Below are 19,668 nucleotides of genomic sequence, written 5' to 3'. Positions count from 1 at the left end.
TCCTTGCCGTGATGAAGTGATGGGCCCCGGGGTCACATGACACCGTGGGTAACCAAGCCTCTAACAAGTTGCATGCCAGAAAGATCGAAAGCGCTTGAACACTAGCTATCCAGAGTTATCACAAACAATATCTTCAGGTTTTCCGCCTTAAAATCTTAACTTTCTAGCAATAACTTGCCGACAGCTGTGCAACTTTTTGCCATACCCCCGAGAGACCCCGAAAACACTGATCGGCGACCTGATAAGACACCCAACCGGCTGGCAGAAAGTTGCACAGAACAACCCACATGATTCTCTTCAGAAGACGAGCAGAAGAATTATTACAACCGCCCTGATCCATACATTCTCAAGAAGGCAAATCATGAAGTCAGGGCTGGCTCAGACCATCAAAAATCATCTGAAGACCGCTGAAAGCACCATTCTAGAGCCATCACTAAAATACTGGCACTTTGCCAAAGCACTCACAGTCATTATGTGAAGCACCGCAGGACTACAGATAAAATAGCAAATATCTTACACGCCATCATGTGCAAAAAACTGCACTATGCGCACCGCAGTAGCTCTCCATCAGAGAACGATGGACCATCCGAAACTGCTCCTTTTCCGTATCGCAAATCGGAAACTTCCTATATCCAGAGTTCTGCCGCATCAGGGACGATCGCAGAGATGAGCCATTCCAAGAAACTCGTATCGCATTATCTCGAGCTGGCCGCTACTCCAATATCGGCAGGAGATTTCGCGGGCGAGGACGTACGCTACTCGCCCGAATACGAGAGTCTGGAGACGGAGCTCGCGAAGACCTCGTCTCTGCATGGCAACGGTCTGGTGGACTGGCAGAAGGTCATCGATGTCAGCGAGGGCATTCTCCGTACCCAGTCCAAGGATCTGCGCATCGCCGCCTGGATGACCTGGGCCCTGCAGCAACGCGAATCCTTCGCTGGCCTGCAGGCTGGCCTGGCCACGCTTCTGCAGCTATGCGAGAAGCACTGGGACGAGGTGCACCCACGCAAGGACAGGACCCGCGCCGCCGCTATCGGCTGGCTGATTCCACGACTGGAGCCACTGTTCAACGAGAGTCTGGCGATCAAGGAACAATTGCAGCTGTTCCGCCAGTTGGCGGAACAGCTGCGGAGCCTGGACGAATGCCTGACGGCACGCCTGAACAGCGAAGCGCCGCTGATGCTGCCACTATGCCGGCGAGTGGACGAGATGATCCAGCGCGCTTCCCAGGGCCAGCCCGAGCCGGGCTCGGTGGGAGCAGTGGTCGCCCAGGTCAAGCAAGCGGCCACCAACCTCCTCGCCCCGGTGAGCGCCATCGAGAACGAGAAGGACGCACACAAGGCGCTGCGTATCCAGCAGGACAACGCCCGCCCCCTGTGCAGTTGGTGGCTGCGCCAGAAGGCCACCGACCTGCGCGCCCTACGCCTGAACCGAACATTGCTCTGGCTGCCGATTGACAGCCTTCCCGAGCGCAACGCCGAGCAGACCACCGCGTTGCGCAGCCTGCCCCCCGACAAGCTGCGCTCCTACAGCGAACGCTTCGAGCAGGGCCACTACGCCGACCTGCTGGTCGATCTGGAAACCAGCCTGGCGCGCGCGCCCTTCTGGTTCGACGGCCAGCGCCTGGCCTGGGAATGCCTGCAGGCGCTCGATGCCGAGGCGGCGATGCGCGAGGTGGAGATCCAGTTCGCGCTGTTTCTGCAGCGATTGCCCGGTGTCGTCGAGCTGAAGTTCTTCGACGGCAACCCCTTCGCCGAGCCGGCCACTCGCGCCTGGATCAGCTCCCATGTGATGCCGCACCTGCAGACCCCCTCCGCGCCACGCGAAGTCGCCACCACCACGGAGTCGTCCGCCTGGGAACTGGCCCTGGAAGAGGCTGTGCCGCTACTGCGCAGGGAAGGGCTCAAAAGCGCCGTGCAACGCCTCAAGCAAGGCCTGCAGGGCGCCCAGGGCGGCCGTGAACGTTTCTTCTGGCAGTTGAGCATGGCGCGCCTGTGCCAGCAGGCGAAGAAGTACGAGCTGGCCAAGACCCAGCTGGAGGCCCTCGACGAACAACTGCAGGAATCCGCCCTGCACCAATGGGAACCCGATCTCGCCCTCGAGGTGCTGCACCTGCTGCACACCTGCTGCGAGTTGCTGCCGCAGAACCACAGCGTTCGCGAACGCAAGGACGAGGTCTATCGCAGGCTGTGCCACCTCGATCTCGAAGTGGTGCTCGACTAGGCCCTAGGGCCGCTAACGCAAAGGAGAAAAGTCCATGGCCAAAGAAGGCTCGGTCGCCCCCAAGGAACGCGTCAACATCACTTTCAAGCCCGCCACCGGCAACGCTCAGGAAGAGCTCGAGCTCCCCCTGAAGCTGCTGGTTCTCGGCGACTTCACTCAGCGCGCCGACGACCGCAAGGTCGAGGATCGCAAGCCGATCGGCATCGACAAGAACAACTTCGACGAAGTGCTGGCCAAGCAGGAACTGAGCCTGACCCTCAACGTCCCCAACCGTCTGCAGGACGAAGCCGCCGGCGAAGAGCTGGGTGTAGCCCTGAAGGTCAACTCGATGAAGGACTTCAACCCGGCGAGCCTGGTGGAACAGGTACCGGAGCTGAAGAAACTGATGGAGCTACGCGACGCCCTGGTCGCCCTCAAGGGCCCGCTGGGCAATGCGCCGGCCTTCCGCAAGGCCATCGAAAGCGTGCTCGCCGACGACGATTCGCGCGACCGCGTACTGGGTGAGCTGGGCCTCACCGATAAGCAGGACGCCTGAGCCAGCAACTGAAAAGGAAGCCAACACATGAGCACTAGCGCAGTACAGGAAACCACCGGGGCCGGCGTCGAGTACGGCATTCTCGACCGCATCATCGCCGAGACCAGCCTGACCCCCGACGACGAAGCCTATGGCATCGCCAAGCGCGGCGTATCGGCCTTCATCGAAGAACTGCTGAAGCCGCAGAACCAGGGCGAGCAGGTCAAGAAGGCGCTGGTCGACCGCATGATCGCGGAGATCGACGCCAAGCTCAGCCAGCAGATGGACGAGATCCTCCACCACGCCGAGTTCCAGGCCCTGGAATCCTCCTGGCGCGGCCTCAAGCTGCTGATCGACCGCACCAACTTCCGCGAGAACATCAAGGTCGAGATCCTCAACGTCTCCAAGCAGGACCTGCTGGACGACTTCGAGGACTCCCCGGAAGTGGTCCAGTCCGGCCTCTACAAGCACATCTACACCGCCGAGTACGGCCAGTTCGGTGGCCAGCCGGTCGGCGCCATCGTCGCCAACTACTACTTCTCGCCGAGCGCTCCTGACGTCAAGACCATGCAGTACGTGGCCAGCGTCTCGAGCATGTCCCACGCGCCGTTCATCTCCGCCGCCGGTCCGAAGTTCTTCGGCCTGGACAGCTTCACCGGCCTGCCGGACCTGAAGGACCTGAAGGACCATTTCGAAGGCCCGCAATTCGCCAAGTGGCAGAGCTTCCGCGAACAGGAGGACTCCCGCTACGTCGGCCTGACCGTGCCGCGCTTCCTGCTGCGCAACCCGTACGATCCGGAAGACAACCCGGTGAAGACCTTCGTCTACAAGGAGAACGTCGCCAACGACCACGAGCACTACCTGTGGGGCAACACGGCGTTCACCTTCGCCAGCAAGCTGACCGACTCCTTCGCCAAGTTCCGCTGGTGTCCGAACATCATCGGCCCGCAGAGCGGTGGCGCGGTGGAAGACCTGCCGTTGCACCACTTCGAAAGCATGGGTGAGATCGAGACCAAGATCCCCACCGAGGTGCTGGTCTCCGACCGCCGCGAGTACGAGCTGGCCGAGGAAGGCTTCATCTCCCTGACCATGCGCAAGGGCAGCGACAACGCCGCGTTCTTCTCCGCCAACTCGGTGCAGAAGCCGAAATTCTTCGGCATCAGCGAGGAAGGCAAGACCGCGGAGCTGAACTACAAGCTCGGCACCCAGCTGCCTTACCTGTTCATCGTCAACCGCCTGGCCCACTACCTGAAGGTGCTGCAGCGCGAGCAGATCGGCGCGTGGAAAGAGCGTACCGATCTGGAGCTTGAGCTGAACAAGTGGATCCGCCAGTACGTGGCCGACCAGGAGAACCCCAGCGCCGAAGTCCGCAGCCGCCGTCCGCTGCGCGCCGCCCAGGTGATCGTCAGTGACGTCGAGGGCGAACCGGGCTGGTACCGCGTCAGCCTGAGCGTGCGCCCGCACTTCAAGTACATGGGTGCGGACTTCACGCTGTCGCTGGTCGGCAAGCTCGACAAGGAATGAGCAGGAGCTGAGCGATGAAAGGATACGGCAGTCTGTTCGAGCGCCTGGGCGGCGAAGCCGCCGCGCGTTCCGGCTGGAGCCCGGAGGTGGCCGCCATGGCCTCGGTGGCTGCCCATCTGGCCAAGATGCTCAGCACCCGTGCGGGCAGCGTGCAGACGCTGCCCGACTACGGGCTGCCCGACCTGAACGACATGCGCCTGAGCCTGCACGATTCGCTGAACCAGGCGCGCACGGCCATCGAGCGCTTCATCGAAGCGTACGAGCCCCGCCTATCCGCGGTTCGCGTCATATCCCTGCCACGCGACCACGACCCGCTGAACCTGGCCTTCGCCATCGAAGGCCTGCTGGAGGTCGACGGTATCCGCCGCCAGGTCAGCTTCTCCGCCAGCCTGGATGGCAGCGGACAGGTCAAGGTCCAGTAAGGAGCACCCCATGTCAGGAAAACCCGCCGCCCGCCTCAGTGATCCGACGGCTTGCCCGCTGCCGGGGCACGGCACCAACCCGATCGCCGCCGGCTCGCCCGACGTGCTGTTCGAGGGCCTGCCCGCCGCGCGCCAGGGCGACCCATCCGCCTGTGGCGGCGCCATGGCGAGCAACGTGATCCCCAATGTGCTGATCAATGGCATGCCGGCGGCCACGGTCGGGACCGTCGGCCGCCATGGGAACGTGGTGGTGAGTGGATCGGGGACGGTGGTGATCGGGACGAGCCATGCGGCGGCGCCTTTCACTCCCCCTTCGCCATTGAGCCTCGGGGGATTCGATTGCCAGTGCCTGCTGCATGACGATTCCGGGCAAGGCCTCGCCAATCTGAGCTACCGCTTCTTGTCCTCCAACGGTAAGGAACAGATCGGGGTGACCTGTTCCCAGGGGAAAACAAGCCTGATCAGTACTGGCGAAAGCGCCGATACGCTGACTCTGTACGTCTGGGGAGAGTGAGCCTATGGAAACTCAGATCCCGTTGGGCGGCCGCCTGTACACCTTCGAAACCGACACGGCAACGCAAAGGACCGCGCTCAAGCTCAAGGCCGACTCGACACCGGCTCAGAGTAAACAGCCCAAGATGCAACCGATGCCATCGGTCTGGTTGGTCACCGCGTCCAGCGGCCTGCCGCTGTTCGCACTGACGCCAAATCCGGGTGATCAGAGCTTTCGCATTCTGACAGCCAGGCAACTGTACGCGACCCGGACACAGTGGTTTGAACCGCTCGCAGACAACTACCGCGCCCGAGTCTGGACCAACCCCGAGTCGACCACGCCAGGAACACCGACCTACCAGTCATACAAGCACTTTACCTGGCAGCAGATCATCGATTTCGCGGAGGTCGACCGCCCATCAATGAAGTACTACAGCGGACTTTCCGGGGACTGGAAGCAGGCTCCTGACGGCGGCGCAGGCTACCTGCTGGTGATGGTCGGAGGTGATCCGTACTGGACTGACGCCATCGGACAGATACCGTTCGCGGTCGACACCTACAAGATGTACTACGCGCGCCAGAGCAGCGCGGACGATGCCATTAGGGAAACCGTCAAGACCGGCATTTCCTGGGGAGATGGCACACTCTTCGGGTCGAGCGATCCCACCAACGAATATGACAATTACATGGTCCTCCGAGGGGCCTTGTGGGCGAAGGAAAACCACCGTCTGGCCAAGAGAGAATTGACCACCATGGGCGCGGATTACCCCCAGACCTACGAAGTGAATGAAGCCGTTTTCGCACCCACCGGGAATGCCCATCTGACCAGCCCCGTCGATGCGACATCGGTCAGCCTCTATGGAATCTGGAAGCAGACGAAATGAAGCGTTCCACCTTGCTCATCATCGCCCTTGCCTGCCATCTGCTGGCCTGCGTGCTGTTCCTGTTTGCCAACGATCTCGGCCTGTTTCTCTACAAGCAGCTGCAGGGTGCTGCTGACACCCGTGGATATGCCCCTGGAGCAGTTACCCGTCTGGCGCTGCTGCATGTCGTAGTTGCCAACCTGCTCATGGCACTCACCCCCAAGCGGGCGCTGAAGATTGGTATTGCCTTGCTGATGTGTGGCTCGCTGGCCTGGATGCTGCTACCGCATTACCCGCTTCGCGCATCGTTCTATTGCGGACTTCTCCTGGCTCTGAGCTTGGGCGCGATGATGGCGTCGAGCTGGATCGGGCAATGGCACCACAACAGCCGTAGCCCTGACTGAACTCTGCGAACCAAGCGCTAAGGATCGCCCCATGTCACACGCTCAAAACTACCAGAGCAAGCACAAGGCCATCGACGAGTTTGCCGAGCCGGGCTATGTCGACAAGGATGACACCAACACCTGGTGCCAGGTTCAGACGCACACCAGCCAAACCGCAATGAAGACAAGCCGGTGAAGTACGTCCAGCGGCTGTTCACCGCCCTGGGCATTCTTGCCCTTACCGCTCTTGCCGCGGCCTTTCTGGTAATGGACTTCTCCGCAGACACAGAGCATTCACTCAGTGCCTATCCCAATGCGCAATGGCGCGGCGGTCCGGATGGCGGCGCTTACTTCGAGATCACTCAGGAGCAGCTCCCATATTTTCACGTACAGATCCGCCATGAGAACGGCGACCTATGGAAGGAAGGCTGGTTCAGGCTCAATGCAGCAACCAAGGAGAAGGCGCTGAGCAGCATCATCGGCTATGACGGTGGCGGCGCACTTTCGCTGCATCAAAACGCCGAGCTTTTTCCTCAGAGACCTCTGCAGAAAGCCAGTGAGCTAGAAAAGCCATGAACGCTGCTGATGCTTGGACGATTGCTCGCGCCACGTGTCTAGCACGTCTGCTGCCGTCATTTCTCTTTTTGATGCTGTGTGGCTGCATTCCGCCCCCGCAATGCACCAGTGCCTGCAACGGCTCAGGCACCTGGCGGAAAAGTATGCCAGTGACGCGATGGATCTCTTGGAACGCGCCAAGACCGGCGCCTCGACTCTGTATTTCTATGAACGCTAAACGAACTGCCCTGCTGCTCCTCGCCATTGCGCTGCTGGGTGTCCTGCTGTTCACGCGGCTGGCCAGCAACGCTCTGATGCTGCTCATGGATCGAAATAACTTCATTCCCGCAGAAGCCTCGATCCTGACCCTCGCCCCCTACGTCATCAACGAGGGATCGAGCTCCTACTGGCTTTATGCCGAGGATGGCAGCAACTACTACCACTTCACCTACGAGCCCGGTCGGGAATACCTGGTCATGAGCAAAAGCCAGCACTGTCCTGCTTTCGAAAAGGAAGATGTCAGGACCTGGTGCCATGCCCAGATACACAGCGCCCCATGATCGGCCAACGGCAACTAAGCGCCCCCTCGACATAGGCCCTAGCAAGTGACCAGACGCAAAGAACGACCAGACACGCATTTCCCTTACCTGCCGGAAAACCCGGATATCACCAGGGGTGGGGAGCAGTTTCATGCCTATCCAGCCAAGAGTTTTCTGGGGGAGCAGGGTGTCTTCGCGTACTACGTGATCATGCTACTCGGGCATGAAGAATTATCTGCATTCTTAGCTCTCTTACAGTCACGCTTCTCGACCACCGAGCTACTCAATGAGTCAATAGTCGACAACGAATATCAGGAGTCACTGGCCCTTTCCTACCGCGAGGAGTTCGGTGGATATCTCGTAGAGGCAACCACCAACTCAATCTCCCTGCTTCGATCATTTGACACCCTGTTCACCGCCCCCCCGGCTCCATGGGTCGTATTCCCGTGCATGGATCCCATCGAGGCGAATCTGCCCAAGCAAGGTAACCTCGAATACTGGTGGGAGAACATCTGGGTTCCCTTCTGGACAAGCCGTTCAGAGAGCGAGAGAGAGCTGTTTCTCCAGACGGCCCCCGATGACTGGCGGGAGGTTCTCTAGTGAAGCTCTCTTACCCGTCTAACCGGGCCATCTACCCGACGAGCAACGGATATCAAGGTTGGGTAATCAATGAATGCCGTTGAGCTGCCACGCGGCTCTTGCCGACCTGAAGCCCTTCTCCTGGCTCTACTGCCCGTTGCCGTCCTGCTGGCGCTCTTCGCCTCGGTCCGGTCGATCATTACCCGCGAGCCCCAACTGTCGATCCAAAGCCCATCGGGAAGATTCCAGATGCAGAAGGTCTCACTGGGGCCGTTGAGCAATCTCGTCTACCTGCGCATCAGAGATAGCCAGGCCCCACATACCGTATTCAGAACCCCGCTCTTCGAGGACCGCTACACAGACATGCGGCCGCATGAAGACGACACCACTGTCGGCACCTACTGGATCGACTTCGACAAGCAGAAGCGGAGCTTCGAGATCGGTGTTCCCGAGTGGCGGGAAAACTGGCTGAACACCTTCATCAGCAACGCTCCGTACAGCATCAACGAGAACTGACCTCAACCAAGGAAGAGTCCGGCAGACCACCGGAGAGTCAAGGATCGACCATGTCATTCAACCACTACTACCAGAGCGAACTCACCGCCCTGCGCCAACTGGGACGCCGCTTCTCCGAGCGCAGCCCGGCGCTGGCGCCGTTCCTTGCGCAGGCGGGGCGCGACCCGGATGTCGAGCGCCTGCTCGAGGGCTTCGCCTTCCTCACCGGGCGCCTGCGGCAGAAGCTCGATGACGAACTGCCCGAGCTGACCCACTCGCTGATGCACCTGCTGTGGCCGAACTACATGCGGCCGCTGCCAGCGTTCAGCATTCTGCAGTTCGACCCGCAGGCCAACGCCGGCCCGGCTCTGCAGGTGCCGCGCGAGACGCCGGTGGAAAGCAAGCCGATCGACGACGTCAGCTGCCGCTTCCGCACCTGCTTCCCCACCGAAGTCACCGCGTTGCAAACCGCCGGCGTGAACTACTCGGTCAAGGGTGAAGGCGCGATCCTCAGCCTGCGCCTGGAAATGAGCTGCCCCGGCCACCTGGGCGAGCTGGACCTGCTGCGCCTGCGCCTGCACCTGGCGGGCGAGCGCTACATCAGCCAGATGCTCTACCTGTGCCTGCTGAACAACCTCGACAGCATCGAACTGGTGCCGCTCAACGAGCGTCAGCAACCTCTGCTCGACGCCCAGGATCGTCCCCTGACCTTGCGCCTGCCAGGCGAGCGCGTGCAGCCGGTGGGCTTCGCCGAAGACGAGGCGATGATTCCCTACCCGCTCAACACCTTCCGCGGCTATCGCTTCCTGCAGGAATACTTCGCCTTCCAGGACAAGTTCCTGTTCGTCGACCTGCTCGGCCTGGACCGCCTGAACGAGCTGACCGAAGCGCAGCTCAAGGAAACCCGTGGCCTGGAAATCCGCTTCGACATCCATCGCAGCGGCATCCAGCGCCTGCGTCCGACCCTGGACAACCTCAAGCTGCACTGCACGCCCATCGTCAACCTGTTCAAGCATGACGCGCTGCCGATTCGCCTGGACGGCAAGCAGGACGAATACCTGCTGCTGCCGGCCGAGTTCGATGCCCAGCACTGCGGCGTGTTCGCCGTGGAAAGCGTCACCGGCTGGAGCCCCGGCGGCATCGGCCACCAGGACTACGTGTTGTTCGAATCCTTCGAGCACGATGCCAGCTTCGACGTACCCACCGCTCGCCCGCACTACAGCGTGCGCCAGCGCACCTCGCTGCTGCACGAGGGCCTGGACACCTACCTGAGCTTCGGCATCCGCGACCACGAGTCCCACGAGACGCTTTCCATCGAGCTCACCTGCACCAACCAGAACCTGCCGCGCCGCCTGAAGCTGGGCGACATCTGCCTGCCCAGTGACCAGACGCCGGACTCGCTGCGCTTCCGCAACATCACGCCCGTCACGCCCAGCTATGCGCCACCGCTGAACCGCGACTTCCTCTGGAAGCTGATCAGCAACATGTCGCTGAACTACCTGTCGCTGGCCAACGTCGAGGCGCTCAAGGTGATCCTCGAAACCTATGACCTGCCGCGCTACTACGACCAGCACGCGGAGAAGGTCAGCAAGCGCCTGCTCGGCGGCCTCAAATCGATCAATCACCAGCACGTCGACCGCCTGCATCGGGGCTTGCCGGTGCGCGGGCTGCGCACCGAGTTGACGGTCGATCCCGAGGGCTACATCTGCGAGGGCGATTTGTTCGTCTTCGCCTCGGTCCTCAACGAATTCTTCGCGCTCTACGCCAGCCTCAACTCGTACCACGAGCTGAGGGTCAAAAGCACACAGGGAGAGGTGTACCAATGGACGCCGCGTATGGGACAGCAGCCCCTGCTCTGAGCAGGCTGCGCCGCGACATCCGCGAATACTCGTTGTTCCAGGCGGTGCAGCTGGTCATCGAGCGCCTGCGTGAGGCCGGCGCCGCGGAAGATGAAGAAGCACTCTACGACCGCCTCGAATTCCAGGCCAACCCGAGCCTGGGCTTCCCCGGCAGCGATATCCACAGTGTGCAGTTCTTCGAGGAGAACGGCGTGTTGCGCGCTCGCCTGCGCATCAATCTGATCGGCCTGTTCGGCTCGGGCTCGCCGCTACCGGCGTTCTACGGCGAACAGGCGCTGGGCGACAGCGAGGACGGCAACCCGACGCGGGACTTCCTCGACCTCTTCCATCACCGCCTGCAGCGCCTGCTGCTGCCGGTCTGGCAGAAGTACCGCTACCACGCGCGCTTCCGCAGCGGCGCCATCGACGCGCTGTCCGAGCGCCTGTTCGCCCTGATCGGCCTGGGTGGCGCGCAGCTGCGCCAGGCCGAGGAACTGAACTGGAAGCGCCTGCTGCCCTACCTCGGCCTGCTCAGCCTGCGCGCCCACTCGGCAGCCCTGATCGAAGCCGTACTGCGCTACTACTTCAAGCACGCCGACCTGTTCATCGAGCAATGCCTGGAGCGCCAGGTGGAAATCCTCGAAGAACAGCGCAACCGCCTGGGCCTGGCCAACAGTCGGCTCGGCGAGGACCTGGTGCTCGGCGAACAGGTGCGCGACCGCAGCGGCAAGTTCCGCGTGCACATCCGCGAGCTGGACTGGGAGCGCTTCCACGAATTCCTGCCCATCGGCACCGGCTACCAGCCGCTCTGTGCCCTGGTGCGCTTCACCCTGCGCGATCCCCTGGACTACGACCTGCGCCTGGAGTTGCGCCACGACGCCATTCGCGAACTGCGCATCGGCGCCGATAACCCCTGCCGCCTTGGCTGGACCAGTTGGCTCGGCCGCGAGCACGCCGACGGCATCGTCACCCTCGGCAGCCGCATTCATTAAGGAACGATGAATCCATGATCAACCTCGACCTGCAACAACTCGTCCAGGCGCTGGACGCCGAAACCCGCCGCGACCTGGAAGGCGCCGCCGAGCGCTGCGTTGCCCGTGGCGGCAGCAAGATCCTCGTCGAGGACTTCCTGCTGGCCCTGCTGGAGCGCCCGCAAGGCTTGCTGCAGCGCGCCCTGCAGGACGCCGACGTCGACGCCGGTGAGCTGGCCGCCGCCTTGGTGCCGCGCGCTGAAAGCAGCGCCTCGCGCAACCCGGTGTTCGCCGCCGAGCTGATGCAGTGGCTGCAGGACGCCCTGCTGGTCGCCAATCTGGAACTGCGCGAAAGCCAGATCGACCAGGCCGCGCTGATCCTCGCCCTGCTGCGCAACCCGATGCGCTATGCCGGCAGCCACTACCAGCCGCTGCTGGCACGCCTGAACGCGGACCGCCTGCGTGACTTCGCCCTGGCGCAGAAGCCCGAGGACGGCAACGCGCCGGCCAGCGGCAAGGGCGAGTCGATGCTCGAACGCTTCACCCACAACCTCACGCGCCAGGCCCGCGACGGCAAGCTCGATCCGGTGCTGTGCCGGGACAGCGCGATCCGCCAGATGATCGACATCCTCGCCCGCCGCCGGAAGAACAACCCGATCGTGGTCGGCGAGGCCGGGGTCGGCAAGACGGCGGTGGTCGAAGGGCTCGCTGCACGCATCGCCACTGGCGAAGTACCGAATGCCTTGCAGGGCGTCGAGCTGCTGTCGTTGGACATGGGCCTGCTGCAGGCCGGCGCCAGCGTGAAAGGCGAATTCGAGCGCCGCCTCAAGGGCGTGATCGAGGAAGTGAAGGCGTCCGCCAAACCGATCATCCTGTTCATCGACGAAGCCCACACGCTGATCGGAGCAGGCGCCCAGGCCGGTGGCTCGGATGCCGCCAACCTGCTCAAACCCGCGCTGGCGCGCGGCGAACTGCGCACCATCGCCGCCACCACCTGGGCGGAGTACAAGAAGTACTTCGAGAAGGACCCGGCGCTGGCCCGGCGCTTCCAGCCGGTGCAACTGCACGAGCCCACGGTCGGTGAGGCAGTCACCATCCTGCGCGGGCTGGCGAAGGTCTATGAGGCCAGCCACGGCATCTACCTGCGCGACGACGCGGTGGTCGCCGCCGCAGAACTGTCCGCCCGCTACCTCGCCGGCCGCCAATTGCCAGACAAAGCCGTCGACGTGCTCGATACCGCCTGCGCTCGCGTGCGCATCAGCCTGGCCGCCGCGCCGGAAAGCCTGGAGAAACTGCGCGGCGAACTGGCCGAAGGCGAGCGCCAGCGCCAGGCGCTGCGCCGCGACCAGGAAGCAGGGCTGAACATCGACCGGGAAGCACTGCAAGCACTGGAAGCCCGGCTCGAAGAAGCCGCCACCCAGGAGCTCGAATTGCAGCAGCGCTGGCAGCAGCAGCGCGACCTCGCCAGCGAACTGCTCGATCTGCGCCAGCAACTGGCTGCCGCCCGTGTCGACGCAGAGCGCCGGGAGCAAAGCGCTGAGCTCGAACAGCGCCTGCACGACGTGCATGCCTCGCTGCGCTATGCGCAGGAACAGGAACGCCTGGTCAGCTTCGAAGTCTGCCCACGACTGGTTTCCGAAGTGATCAGCCACTGGACCGGCGTACCGCTGTCGCAACTGGCCCGCGAGCACAATGCCAAGGTCGCCAGCTTCGCCACCGACCTGCGCCAGCGCGTACGCGGCCAGGAGCAGGCGGTACAGGCGCTGGACCGCGCCATGCGCGCCACCGCCGCCGGCCTGAACAAGCCCGATGCGCCGGTGGGCGTGTTCCTGCTGGTCGGCCCCAGCGGCGTCGGCAAGACCGAGACCGCCATCGCCCTGGCCGACCTGCTGTACGGCGGTGAGCGCTTCCTCACCACCATCAACATGTCCGAGTTCCAGGAGAAGCACACCGTCTCGCGCCTGATCGGCGCTCCTCCGGGCTACGTCGGCTACGGCGAGGGCGGCATGCTCACCGAGGCGGTGCGGCAGAAGCCCTACTCGGTGGTGCTGCTCGATGAGGTGGAGAAGGCCGACCCGGACGTGCTCAACCTCTTCTACCAGATCTTCGACAAGGGCATCGCCAACGATGGCGAAGGCCGCGAGATCGACTTCCGCAACACGCTGATCCTGATGACCTCCAACCTCGCCAGCGAGCGCATCGCCGCACTCTGCGCCGACGGCCAGCGCCCGGACGCCGAGGACCTGGAAGAAGCCATCCGGCCGGCGCTCAGCCGCCACTTCAAGCCAGCGCTGCTGGCGCGCATGCGCGTGGTGCCCTACTACCCGGTAAGCGGCGACGTGCTGCGTGAGCTGGTGCAGCTCAAGCTCGGCCGCCTGGGCGAGCGCATGCAGCGCCGTCAGCTCGGCTTCAGCCACTGCCAGGCACTGGTCGAACACCTGGCCGAACGCTGCACCCGGAGTGAGAGCGGCGCGCGGCTGATCGACCAGTTGATGAACGCCCACCTGTTGCCACAAATCGCCGACCGTCTGCTCGACGCCATGGCCGCCGGCGAGACCCTGCGCCAGGTTCACGCCACGCTGGACAGCGATGCTCGTCCGGTCTGCGAGTTCAGTTGAGGTGACCGACATGTTCCTGCGCATTCCCCAGCCGTTGAACTACGCCGAGACGCTCCTCGAGCAGTACGCCAACCTTGCGCGTGCCGCCGATGTCGATAGCCTGCTCGGCCAGTTCGTCGGTGCCGCCAGCGAACTGGCGGACTGCGAGCTGGTCCAGCTCTACCTGCTGGATGCCGGCCACAGCGCGCTCGGGCTGAACGCCGAATGCCTCGATGGCCTGCTGCAACCGCGCGAAGCCACCAGCCTGCCCGCCGACTACAAGGACGAGCAGCTGCTGCAGTACAGCCTGTGCCAGAACCGTGTGCTGAGCCTGGCCGAACTCAACGACAGCCTGCACGACACCAGCTTCCTGCCGGCCAGCGGCAAGCCCTGGCGCGCCCTGCTCTGCCTGCCGCTGCTCGACTCGCAACAGGCCGTCCAGGGCCTGCTGCTCTGCGCCAGCCATGCCACCGGCGACCTCGTCGGCTTCGCCCGCTCCCTTGGCCAGCTCGGTACCTTCGTCCACGCCCAGCTGCAGTTGCTGCTTCGCCTGCGCCGCCCACAGCGCGATAGCCAACCCGCGGCACCAGGCCCCTGCACCAGTGGCTACGGGATGATCGGCGAAAGCCCGGCGATGCGTCGCACCTACCAGTTGATCAGCAAGGTGCTGCACAGCCCCTACACCGTCCTGCTCACCGGCGAGACTGGCACCGGCAAGGAACTGGTCGCCCGAGCCATCCATGACTGCGGCGCACGCCGCACCGCCAACTTCGTGGTGCAGAACTGTTCCGCGCTGCCCGAGCACCTGCTGGAGAGCGAGCTGTTCGGCTACCGCAAGGGCGCCTTCACCGGCGCCGACCGCGACCGTCGCGGCCTGTTCGATGCCGCCGACGGCGGCACCCTGTTCCTCGACGAAATCGGCGACATGCCCCTGGCCCTGCAGGCCAAGCTGCTGCGTGTACTGCAGGAAGGCGAGATACGCCCGCTGGGCAGCAACGATACCCATCGCATCGACGTACGCATCGTCGCCGCGACCCACCGCGACCTGGAAGCAATGGTCAGCACCGGCGCCTTCCGCGAGGACCTCTACTACCGCCTGGCGCAGTTCCCCATCGAACTGCCGCCGCTGCGCCAGCGTGGCGAGGACATCCTCGAGCTGGCCCGCCACTTCGCGGGCAAGGCCTGCTCCTTCCTCCAGCGCGACCCTTGCAACTGGTCCGCCGCCGCGCTCGATCGCCTGGCCGGCTATGGCTTCCCCGGCAACGTCCGAGAACTCAAGGGCATGGTCGAGCGCGCGGTCCTGCTGTGCGAGACCGGCGAGCTGCTGCCCTCGCACTTCAACCTGCGCGACGTACCGCTGGAAAGCAGCGGCACCTCGAACCTGCGTGAACGCCTGGAGCAGGTCGAGCGTTCGATGCTGCTCGAATGCCTGCGCAAGAACGGCGGCAACCGCACCCTGGCCGCCCGCGAGCTGGGGCTGCCGCGCCGCACCCTGCTGTACCGCTTGGAGCGCCTGAACATCCACACCAACGAGACATGAGCGAACCCATCATGAATCGTCTACAGCCCCTTTCCCCCATCGATCACACCCCAACGGAGGTCGTCTGATGCCCCCACTTCGCTGGCGCGCCGCCCTGCTCGCCCTCGCCACCCTGCTCGCCCTCGGTGGTTGCAGCGGCAACTACAAGTTCAACGACAAGGACTACCGCCCGCTGGGCGAGCCACAGACGGTCAACCGCCGTAACTGAGCCAGGAGCACAAGACCATGGAACTGGTATTCGAAATGGTGAGCGCCCAGCAGTTCGTGCCCGGCCTGCTGACCAGCAAGACCTTCAAGGAGGCCGGTGGCGTGATCGGCCGCGCCGAGGACTGCGACTGGGTGATCCCCGATGCCCGCCGCCACCTGTCCAACCACCACGCACAGATCAGCTATCGCGAAGGCGGGTTCTACCTGACCGACAACAGCAGCAACGGCGTCCAGCTCAAGGCCAGCGGCGCGCGCCTGCAGAAGGGCCTGCCGCAGCGCATCGAGCATGGCGCGGTCTACTGCCTGGGTGACTTCGAGATCCGCGCGCGCCTGGTGCAGGACCCGGCCATCTTCGGTGAAGAAATCGGCCGCCCACGCGCCGCCGGCAGCATCATTCCCGACGACGCCTTCCTCGACCTCGATCCGCTGACCGCCATCGACCAGCAGGAGCGCATCTACGCCCAGAGCGAAGACTACGGGATGCTCGGTGCCCAGCACGCCGACATCCGCTACCAGGCCGACTACGCGCCCATCGACATGGAAAGCCTGCCGCTGCCGCAACTGGTGGAACCGCCAGCGCAGCTTGCCGACGCTCCTGCCGCCGAGGTGGAGCGCCAACCCGACGGCTTCTGGCAGCGCTTCGGCGAGCAACTGGGTGTGAACCTCGATGGCCTCGACCAGGACGCCCGCGAAGCCCTGGCGATCCAGGCTGCACGACTGCTGCGCCAGTGCGTCGGCGGCCTGCAGCAGAGCCTGCGCACCCGCACCGAGCTGAAGAACGAACTGCGCCTGGCGCTGACCAGCGTGCCAGGCCACAGCGGCAACCCGCTCAAATCCAGTGCCGACAGCCGCGAAGCGCTGAACGCGCTGCTGCTTGGCGCACGGCCCGGCCAGGCAAGTGCCGAGCAGTCCATCTCGCGCACCTTCCGTGACCTCCAGGCCCACCAGGTGGCGCTGCTCAGCGCCAGCCGCGCCGCAGTGCGCGGCACCCTCGAACACTTCGCTCCGGAGCAGCTGGCGTTGCGCTTCGAGCGCGACGGCCAGGTCTCCCGCCTCACCGGCGCAGCCGGCCGCTGGCGCGCCTACGGGCGCTACCACCACTCCCTGCGCCAGGACGATGAATGGGGCGAGCGCCTGCTCGCCCGCGATTTTGCCCAGGCCTACGAGGAACAGGTCCGGCTGATCGCCACCCTCAACAGCGAACCCCAAGGATGAACCGCATGTCAGCTCTCCGCTCCTTCGCCCTGCTCGCCCTGGTCCTGCTGACCAGCGCCTGCTCGGTGCTCTCGCCCTACTCGAAGATGACCAAGCTGGACCTGACCCTGAGCGCCAGCGACCAGTTGAACCCGGACCTCGACGGCCGTCCCTCGCCCATCGTGGTGCGCCTGATCGAACTGAAGAACCCGGTGGCCTTCGAGAACGCCGACTTCTTCAGCCTCTACGAGCGCTCGAAGGAATCCCTGGCGCCGGACCTGGTCGCCAGCGAAGAGATCGAACTGCGCCCCGGCGAGACCCGCGAGCTCAAGCTCACCGTCCAGGATGGCAGCCGCTACGTCGGCGTGCTGGCAGCCTACCGTGACCTGCCGGAAACCCGCTGGCGCTACGTGGTGGCCCTGACCCCGGTACAGCTCAACCGCACCGACCTGCGCCTGGACCAGACCGGCATCCAGACCCTCGCCGACGCCAGCCCGGCCAAGGGGGAATGAGATGATCGCGCACAAAGTCATCTGGCGTGAGGGCATGCTCCTGCGCCCGCAGCACTTTCAGCAGAACGACCGCTACCACGACCACCAGCTCAAGTCCCGTACCCGCCTGCTCGGCCGTTACGCCTGGGGCTTCTTCGGCCTGGAGATCGACAGCCAGTTCCTCGCCACCGGCAAGCTGGTGCTCAGCCGAGCCTCCGGCGTGCTGCCGGACGGCACCCTGTTCGACCTCGCCAGTCGCGATGAACCACTGGCCCTGGACATCCCGCCGAACACCAGCAACACCCCGGTCTACCTGGCCTTGCCGCTGGTCACCGGCAACCACATCGAGGCCCGCCGCCCCGAGCAGATCGACGTGCTGGCACGCTACACCACCCGCGACCAGGAAGTGGCCGACTCCAACGCCGGCGACAGCGCCAGCAGCCAGGTCACCTGCGGCCACGCCGACTTCCGCCTGTTGCTGGGCGAGCAACGCAACGATCAGGCCTACGTACGCCTGAAGGTCTGCGACGTACTCGATACCTCGCCGGACGGACGCATCACTCTCGACCCGGACTTCATTCCCAGCCACCTGCACTTCCACGAGAGCGGCTACCTGCTGTCGTGCCTGAAGGAAGTGATCAGCATGCTCGGCCACCGCGGCGACACCCTGGCCGAGCGCATTCGCTCCACCGGCAAGGTGGGCGGCGCCGAGGTCGGCGACTTCATGATGCTGCAGCTGATCAACCGTACCGAGCTGGTGCTGCGCCACAACTTGGACCTGGAGCAGGTACACCCCGAAGAGGTGTACCGCACGCTGCTGGCGATGCTCGGCGACCTGGCCACCTTCTCCAGCGAAACCAAGCGCCCGCGATTGGACGGCCGCTACCAGCACAGCGACCAGGGCGCCAGCTTCCGCAAGCTGATGGAAGCCATCCGCCAGGTGCTGTCGATGGTGCTCGAGCAGCACGCCATCGAGCTGGTCCTGCAGCAACGCCAGTACGGCATCCTGGTCTCGCCGCTGCACGATCACAAGCTGCTCGGCAACTCCTCCTTCGTGCTCGCCGCCAGCGCCCAGTGCGAGTCCGAGGAGCTGCGCCAGCGCCTGCCGGCGCACCTCAAGGCCGGTCCGGTGGAGCGCATCCGCCAGCTGGTCAACCTGCACCTGCCGGGTATCCGCGTGAAGCCATTGCCGGTGGCTCCACGGCAGATCCCGTTCCACGCCAACAAGACCTACTTCATCCTCGAACTCAACCCGGAAGAGCAGGCGCAACTGGAGCGATCCGGCGGCTTCGCCTTCCATGTGTCCGGCGAATTCGCCGGGCTCGAACTGAAGTTCTGGGCTATCAGGAACTGAGCGCATGATCAAGGAAATGGATTACCGGCAGGACGACAAGACCGTCCTGGTCGACCGCGAGGGCGACAGCCACTCGCGCAGCCCACTCACCGACTTCGCCGAGCCGCCGCGTTTCGAACAGTTGGAAGCACGGATGATCTACGCCGCGCGGCTGCGCCCGGAAGAAACCTTCAACATCAGTCTCAACCCGCTGGTGGCCGCCGCTGCCGAACTGCTCTCGGAAGTGGTGCGGCTCAAGCACTCCAACGGTGGCGAGGACCTGCACACGCTCAACCACCAGTTGAGCACCGGCATCAAGCAGTTCGAACTGCGCGCGCTGCACGAAGGCGCCGAGAACAGCCAGGTGATGGCGGCCCGCTACGTGCTCTGCACCGTGCTCGACGAAGCGGTGGTGACCACCGACTGGGGCAACGAAAGCGAGTGGTCGCAGATGAGCCTGCTCAGCAGCTTCCACAACGAGACCTTCGGCGGCGAGAAGTTCTTCCAGCTGCTGGAGCGCCTGTCGCGCAATCCGGTGAAGCACCTGCCGATGCTGGAGCTGATGTACCTGTGCCTGGCCCTGGGCTTCGAGGGCAAGTACCGCGTGTTGCCACGCGGCATGCTCGAGCTCGAAGCGGTGCGCGACAGTCTGTACCGGCAGATCCGCCAGTTGCGCGGCGACGTGCCCCGCGAGCTGTCGCCGCATTGGGAAGGCCTGCGTGACTCGCGCCGGCGCCTGGTGCGCATCGTGCCCTGGTGGCTGGTGGCGCTCTTCACCCTGGTCTGCCTGGTGGTGATGTATTCGGGCTTCGCCTGGGTACTCGATGACCAGCGCGAAAGCGTCCTGCAACCCTATCAGCAGCTCGACCCGGCGGCGGTCGAGCCCACGTCGTAACACAGGGATAGTG

Annotated in this window: 21 protein-coding genes; all 21 read left to right on the top strand. The window is 64.1% G+C overall.

Annotated elements, in window-relative coordinates; all coding sequences use genetic code 11:
• Nucleotides 1-666: 666 nt before the first annotated feature.
• The 21 genes from tssA to icmH all read left to right on the top strand — a co-directional run bounded on the left by tssA (nucleotide 667) and on the right by icmH (nucleotide 19,655).
• Nucleotides 667-2,223, top strand: coding sequence for a type VI secretion system protein TssA (gene tssA, locus ACYCAX_RS25830; RefSeq protein ID WP_294976710.1), 1,557 nt, complete (start codon nucleotides 667-669; stop codon nucleotides 2,221-2,223).
• A 34-nt stretch (nucleotides 2,224-2,257) separates the two neighbouring features.
• Nucleotides 2,258-2,758 (top strand): type VI secretion system contractile sheath small subunit, encoded by a 501-nt coding sequence (gene tssB / locus ACYCAX_RS25825; protein WP_294976707.1) that lies wholly within the window; start codon nucleotides 2,258-2,260, stop codon nucleotides 2,756-2,758.
• A gap of 27 nt (nucleotides 2,759-2,785) precedes the next feature.
• Nucleotides 2,786-4,261 carry a type VI secretion system contractile sheath large subunit gene (gene tssC / locus ACYCAX_RS25820; RefSeq protein ID WP_015475540.1) on the top strand — a complete coding sequence of 492 codons (1,476 nt, stop codon included), beginning with the start codon at nucleotides 2,786-2,788 and terminating at the stop codon, nucleotides 4,259-4,261.
• Between the two features lie 14 nt (nucleotides 4,262-4,275).
• Complete coding sequence (gene tssE / locus ACYCAX_RS25815) at nucleotides 4,276-4,683, top strand: type VI secretion system baseplate subunit TssE (protein WP_294976703.1); 408 nt, start codon at nucleotides 4,276-4,278, stop codon at nucleotides 4,681-4,683.
• Between the two features lie 10 nt (nucleotides 4,684-4,693).
• Nucleotides 4,694-5,197 (top strand): PAAR domain-containing protein, encoded by a 504-nt coding sequence (locus ACYCAX_RS25810; RefSeq protein ID WP_460249157.1) that lies wholly within the window; start codon nucleotides 4,694-4,696, stop codon nucleotides 5,195-5,197.
• 4 nt (nucleotides 5,198-5,201) lie between these two features.
• Nucleotides 5,202-6,059 (top strand): hypothetical protein, encoded by an 858-nt coding sequence (locus ACYCAX_RS25805; protein ID WP_460249156.1) that lies wholly within the window; start codon nucleotides 5,202-5,204, stop codon nucleotides 6,057-6,059.
• Nucleotides 6,056-6,442, top strand: a complete 387-nt coding sequence (locus ACYCAX_RS25800) for a hypothetical protein (protein ID WP_015475536.1) — start codon at nucleotides 6,056-6,058, stop codon at nucleotides 6,440-6,442. The genes ACYCAX_RS25805 and ACYCAX_RS25800 overlap by 4 nt, the downstream gene beginning before the upstream one ends.
• 31 nt (nucleotides 6,443-6,473) lie before the next feature.
• Nucleotides 6,474-6,617 carry a hypothetical protein gene (locus ACYCAX_RS25795; RefSeq protein WP_294976695.1) on the top strand — a complete coding sequence of 48 codons (144 nt, stop codon included), beginning with the start codon at nucleotides 6,474-6,476 and terminating at the stop codon, nucleotides 6,615-6,617.
• The gene (locus ACYCAX_RS25790; RefSeq protein ID WP_294976692.1) at nucleotides 6,614-6,997 is read left to right on the top strand and encodes a hypothetical protein; all 384 of its coding nucleotides are present in this window, start codon (nucleotides 6,614-6,616) and stop codon (nucleotides 6,995-6,997) included. The genes ACYCAX_RS25795 and ACYCAX_RS25790 overlap by 4 nt, the downstream gene beginning before the upstream one ends.
• Complete coding sequence (locus tag ACYCAX_RS25785; RefSeq protein ID WP_460249155.1) at nucleotides 6,994-7,536, top strand: hypothetical protein; 543 nt, start codon at nucleotides 6,994-6,996, stop codon at nucleotides 7,534-7,536. Before ACYCAX_RS25790 ends, ACYCAX_RS25785 begins: the two co-directional genes overlap by 4 nt.
• A gap of 45 nt (nucleotides 7,537-7,581) precedes the next feature.
• Nucleotides 7,582-8,115: a hypothetical protein gene (locus ACYCAX_RS25780; RefSeq protein WP_294976687.1), complete on the top strand. Its 534-nt coding sequence runs from the start codon at nucleotides 7,582-7,584 to the stop codon at nucleotides 8,113-8,115.
• Nucleotides 8,116-8,184: 69 nt separating this feature from the next.
• Nucleotides 8,185-8,610 (top strand): hypothetical protein, encoded by a 426-nt coding sequence (locus ACYCAX_RS25775; RefSeq protein WP_157883295.1) that lies wholly within the window; start codon nucleotides 8,185-8,187, stop codon nucleotides 8,608-8,610.
• Between the two features lie 50 nt (nucleotides 8,611-8,660).
• The gene (tssF, locus tag ACYCAX_RS25770; RefSeq protein WP_294976683.1) at nucleotides 8,661-10,448 is read left to right on the top strand and encodes a type VI secretion system baseplate subunit TssF; all 1,788 of its coding nucleotides are present in this window, start codon (nucleotides 8,661-8,663) and stop codon (nucleotides 10,446-10,448) included.
• Nucleotides 10,412-11,419, top strand: coding sequence for a type VI secretion system baseplate subunit TssG (gene tssG / locus ACYCAX_RS25765; protein ID WP_294976680.1), 1,008 nt, complete (start codon nucleotides 10,412-10,414; stop codon nucleotides 11,417-11,419). Before tssF ends, tssG begins: the two co-directional genes overlap by 37 nt.
• Nucleotides 11,420-11,433: 14 nt before the next feature.
• Nucleotides 11,434-14,016 carry a type VI secretion system ATPase TssH gene (tssH, locus tag ACYCAX_RS25760; protein ID WP_460249154.1) on the top strand — a complete coding sequence of 861 codons (2,583 nt, stop codon included), beginning with the start codon at nucleotides 11,434-11,436 and terminating at the stop codon, nucleotides 14,014-14,016.
• A gap of 10 nt (nucleotides 14,017-14,026) precedes the next feature.
• Nucleotides 14,027-15,535, top strand: a complete 1,509-nt coding sequence (locus tag ACYCAX_RS25755) for a sigma-54 interaction domain-containing protein (protein WP_015475528.1) — start codon at nucleotides 14,027-14,029, stop codon at nucleotides 15,533-15,535.
• A 67-nt stretch (nucleotides 15,536-15,602) separates the two neighbouring features.
• Nucleotides 15,603-15,743, top strand: coding sequence for a hypothetical protein (locus ACYCAX_RS25750; RefSeq protein ID WP_015475527.1), 141 nt, complete (start codon nucleotides 15,603-15,605; stop codon nucleotides 15,741-15,743).
• A gap of 17 nt (nucleotides 15,744-15,760) precedes the next feature.
• The gene (gene tagH, locus ACYCAX_RS25745; protein WP_015475526.1) at nucleotides 15,761-16,957 is read left to right on the top strand and encodes a type VI secretion system-associated FHA domain protein TagH; all 1,197 of its coding nucleotides are present in this window, start codon (nucleotides 15,761-15,763) and stop codon (nucleotides 16,955-16,957) included.
• A 5-nt stretch (nucleotides 16,958-16,962) separates the two neighbouring features.
• Nucleotides 16,963-17,448 (top strand): type VI secretion system lipoprotein TssJ, encoded by a 486-nt coding sequence (tssJ, locus tag ACYCAX_RS25740; protein WP_460249153.1) that lies wholly within the window; start codon nucleotides 16,963-16,965, stop codon nucleotides 17,446-17,448.
• Nucleotide 17,449: 1 nt separating this feature from the next.
• The gene (gene tssK / locus ACYCAX_RS25735; protein ID WP_015475524.1) at nucleotides 17,450-18,781 is read left to right on the top strand and encodes a type VI secretion system baseplate subunit TssK; all 1,332 of its coding nucleotides are present in this window, start codon (nucleotides 17,450-17,452) and stop codon (nucleotides 18,779-18,781) included.
• A gap of 4 nt (nucleotides 18,782-18,785) precedes the next feature.
• The gene (gene icmH / locus ACYCAX_RS25730; RefSeq protein ID WP_015475523.1) at nucleotides 18,786-19,655 is read left to right on the top strand and encodes a type IVB secretion system protein IcmH/DotU; all 870 of its coding nucleotides are present in this window, start codon (nucleotides 18,786-18,788) and stop codon (nucleotides 19,653-19,655) included.
• The last annotated feature ends 13 nt before the right edge of the window (nucleotides 19,656-19,668 follow it).

The sequence above is a fragment of the Pseudomonas sp. MT3 genome (genome assembly GCF_054720805.1).
This window is presented reverse-complemented; position numbering and strand designations above follow the sequence as displayed.